10 protein-coding genes are annotated in these 12830 nt (G+C 44.1%); all 10 read left to right on the forward strand.

Translation table 11 applies throughout. From position 1 onward, the window contains the following. Positions 1–92: 92 nt before the first annotated feature. The 10 genes from ELQ35_RS08825 to hslU all read left to right on the forward strand — a co-directional run bounded on the left by ELQ35_RS08825 (position 93) and on the right by hslU (position 12716). A complete protein-coding gene (locus ELQ35_RS08825; protein WP_126864453.1) occupies positions 93–1466 on the forward strand; it encodes a PTS transporter subunit EIIC in 1374 nt (457 codons plus the stop codon). Between the two features lie 62 nt (positions 1467–1528). Next, positions 1529–2596: a DUF871 domain-containing protein gene (locus tag ELQ35_RS08830; protein WP_126864454.1), complete on the forward strand. Its 1068-nt coding sequence runs from the start codon at positions 1529–1531 to the stop codon at positions 2594–2596. A 234-nt stretch (positions 2597–2830) separates the two neighbouring features. Then, the gene (gene sucC / locus ELQ35_RS08835; RefSeq protein WP_126864455.1) at positions 2831–3991 is read left to right on the forward strand and encodes an ADP-forming succinate--CoA ligase subunit beta; all 1161 of its coding nucleotides are present in this window, start codon (positions 2831–2833) and stop codon (positions 3989–3991) included. An 18-nt stretch (positions 3992–4009) separates the two neighbouring features. Then, positions 4010–4912, forward strand: coding sequence for a succinate--CoA ligase subunit alpha (gene sucD / locus ELQ35_RS08840; protein WP_126864456.1), 903 nt, complete (start codon positions 4010–4012; stop codon positions 4910–4912). A gap of 126 nt (positions 4913–5038) precedes the next feature. Next, positions 5039–5920 carry a DNA-processing protein DprA gene (dprA, locus tag ELQ35_RS08845; RefSeq protein ID WP_126864457.1) on the forward strand — a complete coding sequence of 294 codons (882 nt, stop codon included), beginning with the start codon at positions 5039–5041 and terminating at the stop codon, positions 5918–5920. 230 nt (positions 5921–6150) lie between these two features. Then, positions 6151–8226 carry a type I DNA topoisomerase gene (gene topA / locus ELQ35_RS08850; RefSeq protein ID WP_126864458.1) on the forward strand — a complete coding sequence of 692 codons (2076 nt, stop codon included), beginning with the start codon at positions 6151–6153 and terminating at the stop codon, positions 8224–8226. A gap of 222 nt (positions 8227–8448) precedes the next feature. Further along, entirely contained in the window at positions 8449–9756 is a 1308-nt protein-coding gene (trmFO, locus tag ELQ35_RS08855; RefSeq protein WP_126864459.1) for an FADH(2)-oxidizing methylenetetrahydrofolate--tRNA-(uracil(54)-C(5))-methyltransferase TrmFO, read from the forward strand. A 62-nt stretch (positions 9757–9818) separates the two neighbouring features. Continuing rightward, a complete protein-coding gene (xerC, locus tag ELQ35_RS08860; RefSeq protein ID WP_185861706.1) occupies positions 9819–10721 on the forward strand; it encodes a tyrosine recombinase XerC in 903 nt (300 codons plus the stop codon). 21 nt (positions 10722–10742) lie between these two features. After that, positions 10743–11285 carry an ATP-dependent protease subunit HslV gene (gene hslV / locus ELQ35_RS08865; RefSeq protein WP_126864460.1) on the forward strand — a complete coding sequence of 181 codons (543 nt, stop codon included), beginning with the start codon at positions 10743–10745 and terminating at the stop codon, positions 11283–11285. Positions 11286–11303: 18 nt separating this feature from the next. Next, positions 11304–12716, forward strand: a complete 1413-nt coding sequence (gene hslU / locus ELQ35_RS08870) for an ATP-dependent protease ATPase subunit HslU (RefSeq protein WP_126864461.1) — start codon at positions 11304–11306, stop codon at positions 12714–12716. Positions 12717–12830 lie beyond the last annotated feature (114 nt).

Here is a 12830-nt window from a genome sequence, read left to right on the forward strand (position 1 = left end):
TCCCCCACTTAGACTTCATGGTTTCTTCTAAGCCTTTGAAGTGGGGGTCAAAATGTCCGTTCATCCAGATAAAAAAGAAGCGGGGGAGAAGCATGAAACAAGAGGAGCGTTTGGCACAAGAGATAAGTGAAAAAGTCGGCGGAGCTTCTAATATCATCCGGGTTGCCCATTGTATGACCAGGCTGCGTCTTCAATTCAAAAATGACGCATTGGTCAATCTGGCAGATTTGAAGGCAATCGATGGTGTAATGGGCGTAATCGAAGATGAAACCTTGCAGATTGTAATCGGGCCGGGGATGGTCACAAAGGTAGCTGCCGAAATGAGCAAGTTGACTGGTTTGTCTGTAGGGGAAGTAGCTGAAAACGAAGATCTGGCTGAAGATCTTGCATCAATGAAGCATAACGAGATCAGGGCTAAAAATAATACACCCTTCAAGAACTTACTCCGCAAGGTCGGCAATATTTTTATTCCTTTGATTCCTGCCCTTGTTGCGTCAGGCATTATCAATGGAGTAGCTAACTTTGCGAAGAATGCAGGAGTCGATCCCGCAGAAACTTGGATGCAGCTGCTCTTATTCATGGGGAGCGGGATTTTTGCTTACTTAGGGGTGCTGGTGGGATGGAATACCGCAAAGGAATTTGGAGGAACACCTGCTCTTGGGGCAATTGCTGGAATTTTTGTGTTTAACCCTGCCCTAGCGGATGTGAAATTGTTCGACGAAGCACTGGTACCAGGACGGGGTGGCTTATTTGCCGTAATATTTGCGGCATGGCTGATGGCTGCAACCGAAAAACGGGTTCGTAAGTTTGTTCCGAATGCAATTGATATTATCATTACTCCTTTAATTACCGTATTGTTCGTTGGCCTATTAACGTTAATTGTCATTCAGCCGGTAGGTGGTTATTTATCTGAGGGTATTACCAGTGGAATTAATGCTATCCTTAATTTTGGAGGGGTCGTGGCAGGTGCGCTATTGGCGGGAACATTCCTTCCGCTTGTCATGGTTGGCTTGCATCATGGTTTAACACCCATTCATTTGGAGTTTATCTCCTCGACGGATGTAACACCGCTATTGACAATCCTCGCAATGGCAGGAGCAGGCCAGGTCGGTGCAGCAATCGCCATATACGTTAAAACAAAAAATAAGCGGTTGAGAAACATTATTAAAGGAGCCCTGCCTGTCGGCTTTTTAGGGATAGGAGAGCCATTATTATACGGGGTAACCCTGCCGCTTGGACGCCCATTTATTACTGCCTGTCTCGGCGGGGCAATGGGCGGAGCTTTTCAGGCACTGGTGAAAACGGCATCGACAGGTATCGGCGTATCCGGTTTATCCCTTATTCCACTGATCGCAGATAATAAATACTTCTTTTATTTTCTTGGATTGGTTGTCGCGTATGCCTTTGGGTTTATCTTTACTTATTTTTTCGGATTTAAAGAAGAAATGTCGGCCAATATGAATTAAGTCTGCAAAAGGAGAGAGGTCTCTCTCCTTTTTGCTATTTTCATAGAAAGGGTGTGTTCCTTTTGTTGGGATTATCTATTTATCTTGGAAAACTTGGGCTTTCAGAACAAGAGCAGTATTTAAAAACGATGTCTTCGGCCGGTTTCAAATCGGTTTTTACTTCGCTCCATATTCCTGAAGATGATCCGTCTCAATTCAAAGAACTGTTACAATCTCTGGGGATACAAGCAAAAAAGTATAATATGGAAGTAATGGCTGATATATCTCCGGCCACATTAACCAATTTAGGATATTCGTATGAAACCATTCCTGAAATTAATTCTTGGGGAGTTACCGGATTGAGAATGGATTATGGCATCCCCCCGGAAATTATTGCAGAATTATCAAATATAATGAAAATCTCTCTGAACGCAAGCACGCTTGAAGAAGCTTTTATAGATCGATTGGTGCAATATGGGATTAACTTCTCCCAGACGGAAGCCTGGCATAACTTTTATCCGCGTCCGGAAACAGGATTGGAAAAGATAAGCTTCATCCGGCGTAATAATTGGTTGCGTGATAGGGGACTAACTGTCCAGGCATTTATTCCCGGCAATAAAGTCTTGAGAGGGCCGCTTTTTCAAGGGCTGCCTACACTGGAAGATCACAGGCATCTGTCTCCATTTTCGGCTTATTTAGATTTAAAGAAAACTTGTTTTGTTGATAAAATCCTGATCGGTGACCTCTCGATTACCAATGCTACTTTATCACAGTTTTTAGCTAGCCATAAGGGGCTCATCCCTATCAGATACAGCCTGTTTCATACGGATGGAAATACCAATACAATTCTTCAGATTGAACATCGAAACCGACTGGATCAAGCAAGGGACGTTATCCGGTCTGAACCCGCCAGGTTCGCGGCCATGAAGAAGGGATTAACTTTTGAACCTGTAAACACCGTTACCCGATCTAAAGGCAGCATCACCATAGACAATAAACACTACGGAAGATATCAGGGAGAACTGCAAATTACTCTTAAAGACCTTGAGCAAGATGATAAAGTAAACGTGATTGGCAGGGTCATCAATGAAGATTTGCCTCTGCTTCAATATGTCAGTGGCGGAGTAAGGTTCCAATTAATTGAAATCTAGCTCTTTCGACTGCGTTTTTTTAAAAAGGAATAATAAGTTAACTTCTTTTTAAAAGGTAATAGTGGACAAGTATTTTTACTTTTTATACAATTGAAAGGCAGTCAAATAAATATTGTTCGACATAATTTAGCAAATAAATGATGCTCGGGCACGAAAAATGGTGTATAAAGAGATGAAGTGACTGAAAATACGCTTGTTTTTCAAAATCGCTATAGTTGACAAGGAGGATGGGAAATGAATATCCATGAGTATCAAGGGAAAGAAATCCTCAGAAAATACGGGGTATCCGTTCCGAATGGCCGTGTGGCATTTACTGTTGACGAAGCAGTAGAGGCCGCCAAGGAACTGGGTTCGGAAGTAGTTGTCGTAAAAGCGCAAATCCATGCGGGCGGCCGCGGCAAGGCCGGTGGAGTTAAGGTTGCGAAAAATCTTGACGAGGCACGTACATATGCAGAGGAAATCCTCGGAAAAACGCTTGTTACCCACCAAACAGGTCCAGAAGGCAAAGAAGTAAAACGCTTACTCATCGAAGAAGGCTGCGACATCAAAAAAGAATATTATGTTGGCCTGGTATTGGATCGCGTTACTTCACGTGTTGTCTTAATGGCGTCTGAAGAAGGCGGCACAGAAATCGAAGAGGTGGCCGATAAGACCCCGGAAAAGATTTTCAAGGAAGAAATCGATCCAGTCGTCGGTCTTACGGGTTATCAAGCAAGAAGGATCGCATTCAGCATCAACATTCCGAAAGAACTTATTAATAAAACAGTGAAATTCATGACCAGCCTTTATACGGCTTTTATTGAAAAGGACTGCTCAATTGCAGAGATCAATCCGCTTGTGGTAACGGGTGACGGCAATGTAATGGCATTGGATGCGAAGTTGAACTTCGATTCGAATGCGCTTTACCGTCATAAAGATATTCTCGAATATCGAGATCTTGAAGAAGAAGATGCGAAGGAAATCGAAGCTTCTAAATATGATTTAAGCTATATTTCATTAGATGGTAACATCGGCTGTATGGTTAACGGTGCCGGACTTGCAATGGCAACGATGGACATCATCAAACACTACAGCGGCGATCCTGCCAACTTCCTTGATGTCGGGGGCGGAGCTACAGCTGAAAAGGTAACAGAAGCATTCAAAATCATTCTTTCCGATGCAAAAGTTAAAGGGATCTTCGTTAACATTTTCGGAGGCATCATGAAATGTGATATCATCGCTGAAGGTGTAGTGGAAGCTGCCAAACAGCTTGGCTTACAGGTGCCGCTTGTTGTCCGTCTTGAAGGAACAAACGTGGACCTTGGTAAAAAGATCTTAAGAGAATCCGGTTTAAATATTACGCCTGCTGAATCTATGGCAGACGGTGCACAAAAAATCGTAGAGCTTGTAGGATAATAGGCAGGGGGGACCAAAATGAGCGTATTTATTAATAAAGATACTAAAGTCATTGTTCAGGGTATTACTGGTTCAACGGCTTTATTTCATACCAAACAAATGCTTGAATACGGCACAAAGATTGTTGCAGGCGTAACGCCGGGCAAAGGCGGTACAGAAGTGGAAGGTGTGCCTGTATACAACACAGTCAGCGAAGCGACAAAGGCTACAGGTGCCAATGCATCAGTCATTTATGTTCCGGCTCCTTTTGCAGCCGACGCAATCCTCGAGGCAGTAGATGCTGAATTGGATATGGCTATCTGTATCACAGAACATATCCCTGTTCTGGATATGGTCAAAGTCAAGCGCTATATGGAAGGCAAACAGACCCGTCTAATCGGGCCAAACTGCCCAGGAGTTATCACACCGGATGAATGCAAGATCGGCATCATGCCTGGCTACATCCATACAAAAGGCCATGTAGGCGTTGTTTCCCGTTCCGGAACATTAACTTACGAAGCGGTCCATCAGTTATCGCAGGAAGGGATTGGACAGTCTACAGCTGTTGGTATCGGCGGCGATCCGGTAAACGGAACAGATTTCATTGATGTCTTAAAAGCCTTCAATGAAGACCCTGAAACATATGCAGTCATCATGATCGGCGAAATCGGCGGCACTGCTGAAGAAGAAGCGGCAGAATGGGTAAAGGCTAACATGACTAAGCCTGTAGTCGGCTTTATCGGCGGGCGTACGGCACCTCCCGGGAAGCGCATGGGCCATGCCGGTGCGATTATTTCAGGCGGAAAAGGGACTGCCGATGAGAAAATCCGCGTCATGAATGAATGCGGCATTAAAGTGGCAGATACTCCGTCTGTAATGGGAGTGACTTTAATTTCTGCACTTAAAGAAAACGGTATATACGACAAATGTAAAACTCATTAACATGTAATAATGATCGTCCCCCCATTTTTTTTTGGAGGGGCGATTTTATTAAAACAGCTGCGGACCATATTCTTCCAAACCCCTCGTTTTTTCTTCATTTAAATCTCTTTTAAGGAGTGACTTTTCTTGAATATCCGGGAAAAATTAATTCACTTGCACCACTGCCGCGGTATTGGCTGGAAGGCGATCAGAAAGGTATTAAAGCATGATCCCGCACTCACGTCTCTATACGATTGGCCTATGAATACATGGCAGGAAGTTCTTCCGCTTACCCTTCCAAAACTCCAATTATTTCTCGAAGACCTCCACTCTATTGACATCGAAAAATTGATTCGTCAGTATTCCGCAAACCAAATTGACTGCATGACGATCATGGACGACGATTATCCATTCTTGTTGAAACAAATATTCGACCCACCCTGGGTTCTGTATGTAAAAGGACAGAGGGACTTATTGGCAGAAGCACCCGCATTGGGGGTAGTAGGCGCAAGGAAGCCGTCTTCATACGGGATTGAAGCGCTGAAAATGATACTGCCGCCGCTGGTTCAAAAAGGCTATGTCATTATTAGCGGCGCAGCAACCGGTATTGACGCCCTTTCACATAAACTTTCGCTTTATCAAAAAGGCAAAACGATCGGAGTGTTGGGTGGAGGCCACTTTTATATTTACCCAAAGGAGAACATCCCCCTGGCAATCGCGATAATGAAAGAAGGGCTGTTGATTTCAGAGGTCCCGCCTGGAAGGCGTCCGGAGCCATGGATGTTTCCGATGCGGAACCGGATTATAAGCGGCTTGTCTCAAGGTGTGTTTATAATAGAAGCAAAGCAAAACAGCGGGTCTTTAATTACCGCCCAATATGCTCTTGAGCATGGCAGGGAGGTATTTGCGCTTCCGGGGAATGTGACAAGCGAATTATCGTTAGGCTCCAATTTATTGATTCAGGACGGGGCAAAGCCTGTACTTCAGGCTAACGATATCGAAACCGAAATGAGCAGCGGAATTCATTAGTAAGCCTCTTTCTTTTGGCTTTTCCCCAAAAACGTGTATGATTTAAAAACAGCCGGTTATATAATGCTTAAAAATGAATTATTTTTTTAATAACTTTGCGAAATAGTTGAAATTAATGAAAAAAAGTGTTGAAATAATCGGTAATTAAAAATAAAGAGCATTGACAAAAGAAATTTTTATGATTAATAATAGTGAAGATTTATATTACCTCTTCGAGGAGGATTTTTTGAATGTCAGAGTACCTAGTGATTGTAGAATCGCCTGCCAAGGCGAAAACAATAGAGCGCTATCTTGGTAAAAAGTATAAAGTGAAGGCATCGATGGGCCATATCCGTGATTTGCCAAAGAGCCAGATGGGCGTTGACACCGAACATGACTTTGAACCAAAATATATTACGATTCGCGGCAAAGGCCCTGTACTAAAAGAATTGAAATCTGCGGCAAAGAAAGCAAAAAAGATTTATCTCGCGGCTGACCCCGACAGGGAAGGGGAAGCGATCGCCTGGCATCTGGCACATAGCCTTGATGTTGATATTACATCTGATTGCCGGGTCGTTTTCAACGAAATTACGAAAGACGCAATAACAGAATCCTTTAAAACTCCAAGGCCGATTAACATGAACCTTGTGGACGCACAACAGGCAAGAAGGATTTTGGATCGCCTGGTTGGATACAATATCTCTCCTCTGTTGTGGAAAAAAGTGAAAAAAGGACTGAGTGCCGGCCGCGTGCAATCAGTGGCTGTACGGATGATCATTGACCGAGAAAAGGAAATTAAGGATTTCGTGCCTGAAGAATACTGGACAATCAAGGCCGACTTTATCAAAGGCAGGGAACAGTTCGAAGGTTCGTTTTTCAGCCTTAACGGAGAGCGTGCCGAACTCCATTCGGAAGACGATGTGAAAACGGTTATTGGGTCGTTAAGCGGCAGTGATTTTGAAATCGCAGCCGTTTCAAAAAAAGAAAGAAAACGCCATCCGGCAGCTCCGTTTACGACTTCCTCCCTCCAGCAGGAAGCGGCAAGGAAATTAAACTTCCGTGCGAAGAAGACGATGATGCTTGCGCAGCAGCTTTATGAAGGCATTGAGCTCGGCAAGGAAGGTACAGTCGGTTTAATTACCTATATGAGAACCGATTCAACCCGTATTTCCAATGTGGCAAAAGCGGAAGCAGCAGGCTATATTGAGCAAACATACGGCAAGGAATTCGTGCAGACTGATGAAAGAAAAGAAAAAAAACAAAGCAATGCACAGGATGCCCATGAGGCTGTCCGGCCGACCAGCACGATGAAAGAGCCAAACACTGTGAAGGAATTCCTTTCAAGGGACCAACTGAGGCTGTATAAGTTAATCTGGGAACGGTTTGTCGCAAGCCAAATGGCTTCGGCTGTCATGGACACGATGAGCATCGATCTGAAAAACGGTGAGGTCATTTTCCGTGCAACCGGTTCAAAGGTGAAATTCCCCGGTTTTATGAAAGTTTACGTTGAAGGATCGGACGATGCGGTTGAAGAAAAGGAGAATATGCTGCCGGAAGTATCTAAAGGAGACAAGGTCACCTCTAAGGATATCGACCCCAAACAGCATTTCACGCAGCCGCCTCCCCGCTTTACAGAAGCCCGTCTTGTAAGGACCCTTGAAGAACTCGGGATAGGCCGTCCATCCACCTATGCCCCCACATTGGATACTATCCAGAAAAGGGGCTATGTGACGCTTGATAATAAGCGCTTTATTCCGACAGAGCTTGGTGAGATTGTACTTGATTTGATCCTTGAATTCTTTCCGGACATCCTGGACATGGAGTTTACGGCCAAAATGGAACAGGAATTTGATAATGTTGAAGAAGGAAATGTGGAATGGATCAAGGTGATTGATGGGTTTTACAGGGAATTCGAAACTCATCTCGAGAAAGCTGAGTCCGAAATGGAAAAGGTCGAGATCAAAGATGAACCGGCCGGCGAGGATTGTGAGAACTGCGGCAGCCCGATGGTATTTAAAATGGGACGCTACGGTAAATTCATGGCCTGCAGCAATTTCCCCGACTGCCGGAATACAAAAGCAATCGTCAAGGCTATCGGCGTTAAATGTCCTCACTGTAAAGAAGGCAACATCATTGAAAGAAAAAGCAAAAAACGGCGGATTTTTTACGGTTGTGACCGCTACCCAAACTGTGAGTTTATTTCATGGGATAAGCCCCTGCCGCGTTCCTGCCCTAAATGTGAAGGAACCCTGGTCGAGAAAAAACTGAAAAAAGGCATCCAGGTACAATGTATGAATTGTGATTATAAAGAAACACCGCAAAGTTGAAGGAAGGTGAGCATCCGCTCGCCTTTTTTTCAGGCATGAAACTTTTCTCTTTTTGATTCGTATTGTAAAATGCAGTGGACAAACGGCTTGTTTTAGCTATATAATTTTTAATTGCGATAAAATGATACTCTTTTACATATGAATTTTTTGGAACATTAAAGAGAGTGAAATAAATTTGTAAACAATTAAGTTTTATCATATGTTTACAGGGAGGTTCGTAAAATGAAAGAAACCACAGTTAACGTAATCGGCGCAGGGCTTGCAGGCAGTGAAGCAGCATGGCAGCTTGCGAAGCGCGGTTTGAAGGTAAAGCTGTATGAAATGCGTCCGGTGAAGCAAACACCGGCACATCATACCGAAAAATTTGCCGAACTGGTGTGCAGCAATTCACTTCGGGCCAATGAACTTACGAATGCAGTAGGTGTGTTAAAGGAAGAAATGCGCCTGCTTGACTCAGTGATCCTATCTTCTGCGGACGCAAGTTCCGTGCCGGCTGGAGGGGCGCTGGCTGTGGACCGTCATGAGTTTTCAGGCAGGGTGACAGATTTGGTGAAAAATCATCCAAACGTGACAGTTGTCAATGAAGAGGTTACCGGGATTCCGGAAGGTCCGACAGTAATTGCAACCGGACCACTGACAAGTGAGGCCTTATCCCAGAAATTACAGGAAATCATGGAGGAAGAGTATCTATATTTTTATGATGCTGCAGCTCCAATCATTGAAAAAGACAGTGTTGATATGGATAAAGTTTACTTGAAATCCCGTTATGACAAGGGAGAAGCCGCTTATTTAAATTGCCCGATGACCGAAGAGGAATTCAACCGTTTCTATGAAGCGCTCATTTCCGCTGAGACCGTACCATTAAAAGAATTTGAAAAAGAAATTTTCTTTGAGGGCTGCATGCCGATTGAAGTCATGGCCTCACGCGGCAGAAAGACGATGCTGTTTGGCCCGCTTAAACCTGTTGGTCTTGAAGATCCGAAAACGGGGAAAAGGCCTTTCGCAGTCGTGCAATTAAGGCAGGATGATGCAGCCGGGACTCTATACAATATTGTTGGCTTCCAAACCCACTTAAAATGGGGCCCGCAAAAAAAGGTCCTACAGTTGATTCCCGGTCTGGAAAATGCAGAAGTCGTCCGATATGGGGTCATGCATCGCAATACGTTTATCAATTCGCCAAAAGTTTTGCAGCCGACTTACCAATTCAGAAATCGCAATGATTTATTCTTTGCAGGCCAAATGACCGGTGTGGAAGGATATGTTGAATCTGCAGCTTCGGGTTTGATTGCAGGCATAAACGCTGCAAAGGTGGCACAGGGCCAGGAACCAGTCGTTTTCCCGGGGGAAACGGCAATGGGAAGCATGGCGCGATATATCACTTCAACGAATGCGAAAACCTTCCAGCCTATGAATGCCAATTTTGGCCTGTTTCCTGATTTGGAAGTGAAAATTAAGGGAAAAAATGAACGTAATCAAAAACACGCTGACCGGGCTTTAGAAACAATTCGGAATTTTGTGAAGAGTTTGTAAAATGATTTGCTTGCACTTTTAAAATGTGATATTATTTTATAAGCCTTTGTGGGGTGTACACTATGGCAATTGAAAACCCATCCTTACTGTCATTTATTGAATACTTACAAATTGAGAAAAACTGTTCGCGGTATACCATCGAGCATTATACACAGGATATAAATGAATTTCTCTTGTTCATGTCTGAACAAGGAATCAAGAATCTGCAGGTGGTTGAGTATTTTGACGCAAGGCTATTCTTAACAAAGCTGTATGAAAAGAACCTTTCTAAACGATCTGTTGCTCGAAAAACTTCCTGTCTGAGAAGCTTTTATAAGTTTATGATGCGTGAAGAAATCGTTGCGGAAAATCCGTTTGCGCTAGTATCGCTGCCGAAAAAGGATCAAATGCTTCCACGTTTTATGTATGAGGAGGAACTAAATAAGCTTTTCTCTTCGCTTGACAAGGATACACCACTCGGTTTAAGGGATTCTGCCATCTTGGAGCTCCTTTATGCCACAGGAATTCGTGTCAGCGAGTGCTGTGAAATAAAAATGCAGGATATCGATTTTTCCATGGGCACGATTTTAATTCACGGCAAGGGAAAAAAAGATCGTTACGCTCCTCTAGGCGGTTTTGCCAAAGATGCAGTACAGAGTTACATAAAAGAAGCCAGGGAAGTGCTGCATAAGGCCCGGAACAAGACGCATTCTTATTTATTTGTCAACTTCCGCGGAGATCCGCTGACTCCAAGAGGGGTCCGTTATATCTTAAGCGGATTGATAAAAAGAGCAACGACTGACGGCAGCCTGCATCCACATATGCTCCGGCATTCGTTTGCCACTCATTTGCTCAATAATGGCGCGGATATACGCACTGTCCAGGAACTTTTGGGGCATTCCAAAATTTCTTCAACGCAAATTTATACACACGTGACGAAAGATCAGCTGCGAAAGGTATACAATGCTTCTCATCCGCGGGCATAATCGCTTTGAAAGGAGACTATTATGGGTAATTTTCATGCAACGACCATTTTTGCTGTACAACATAACGGGGAATGCGCCATGTCCGGAGACGGACAGGTGACTTTAGGAAACGCTGTTGTGATGAAACACACAGCAAGGAAGGTAAGACGGATATTTAACGGAAATGTACTGGCTGGTTTTGCGGGATCTGTAGCCGATGCATTTACATTATTCGAACTTTTTGAATCCAAATTGGAAGAATACAATGGGAATTTGCAGCGTGCAGCTGTGGAACTGGCGAAACAATGGCGAAGTGACAACGTGCTCCGTAAGCTTGAAGCGATGCTCATCGTCATGAATAAAGATGATTTATTGCTCGTTTCGGGGACCGGCGAAGTAATCCAACCGGATGACGGGATCCTGGCGATAGGTTCGGGTGGCAACTATGCCCTTTCAGCCGGCAGGGCCCTGAAACGTTTTTCAGGCGGCAATTTGAACGCAAAGGAAATTGCCCAGGCTGCACTTGAAATTGCAGCTGAGATCTGTGTCTATACAAATACGAATATAATCGTGGAAGAATTATAATCGAAAGGAGTGGCTGGCATGCAAGGGAACAGAGCTAATTTAACTCCAAGACAGATTGTCGAGAAACTGGATCAATATATTGTAGGCCAAAAGGATGCGAAACGTGCGGTAGCTGTTGCGCTTCGTAACCGCCATAGACGCAGTCTGTTAAGTGAACAGCTTCGCGACGAAGTGGTGCCAAAGAATATTCTGATGATCGGGCCGACAGGTGTTGGTAAAACCGAAATCGCAAGACGGATGGCTAAATTGGTAGGAGCTCCTTTTGTTAAAGTGGAGGCTACGAAATTTACCGAGGTCGGGTATGTTGGAAGAGATGTGGAATCGATGGTACGTGACCTCGTGGAAACATCCGTCCGTTTAGTTAAAGAAGAAAAGAAGGTAAGCGTCCAGGAACGTGCAGAGCAAAATGCCAATAAAAGACTTGTAGAGCTTCTGGCTCCCTCTGCCAAAAAACAGAATAACTTTAAAAATCCGCTTGAGGTATTTTTTGGCGGTGGAAACAACGAACAGCAGGAGCCTGATAACAGCAATGATGAAGATTTAAGTCTGCAGCAGAAGAGGCGGATTGTGGAAGACAAGCTAGCAAACGGCGAGTTGGAGAACGAGATTGTCACTGTAGAAGTTGAGGAGCAGCAGCCATCAATGTTTGATATGCTCCAGGGTTCAGGGATGGAGCAGATGGGCATGAATATGCAGGATGCTCTCGGCAGCCTGATGCCTAAGAAACGGAAAAAGCGCAAGCTGAAGGTGAGTGAAGCGCGGATTGCTCTTACAAATGAAGAAGCAAGCAAACTAATCGACATGGATGAAGTTACCCAGGAAGCGGTATTCCGGGCAGAACAGTCAGGAATCATTTTTATCGATGAAATCGATAAAATTGCCAGTAAACAGTCAGGCGGTTCTTCCGCTGATGTTTCAAGAGAAGGGGTCCAACGTGACATTCTTCCAATCGTAGAAGGGTCGACGGTAGTAACGAAATACGGTTCTGTGAAAACAGATCATGTGCTGTTTATGGCAGCCGGAGCTTTCCATATTGCGAAGCCATCTGATTTAATCCCGGAATTGCAAGGAAGACTTCCGATCAGGGTGGAACTGAAAAAACTGACAGTGGATGATTTTGTCCGCATTCTTCATGAACCGGATAATGCATTGCTAAAACAATATATTGCATTATTGGAAACGGAAGGTATAGAAATTGAATTTTCTGACGATGCTATTCGTAAGATTGCAGAAGTGGCCTTTGAAGTCAATCAAAATACGGATAACATCGGAGCAAGAAGACTGCATACCATCATGGAAAGGCTGCTGGAGGACTTATCCTTTGAGGCACCCGAAATAACAATGGAAAAAATCACGATTACCCCGAAGTATGTAGAAGACAAACTAGGGTCGATAGCAAAAAACAAAGACTTGAGCCAGTTTATACTGTAGGCATCCCAAGAGGTAAGTCAGTCCGGCGTTTGAATCAGGTTGCAAGGGGTAGTAGGTATCTACAGGAGTACAGCCTATTGTCCGGTTGCCAAATATGTAATCCGGCATGAAATG

Origin of the sequence: Peribacillus cavernae (genome assembly GCF_003989135.1) — a bacterium.
GTDB lineage: Bacteria > Bacillota > Bacilli > Bacillales > DSM-1321 > Peribacillus > Peribacillus cavernae.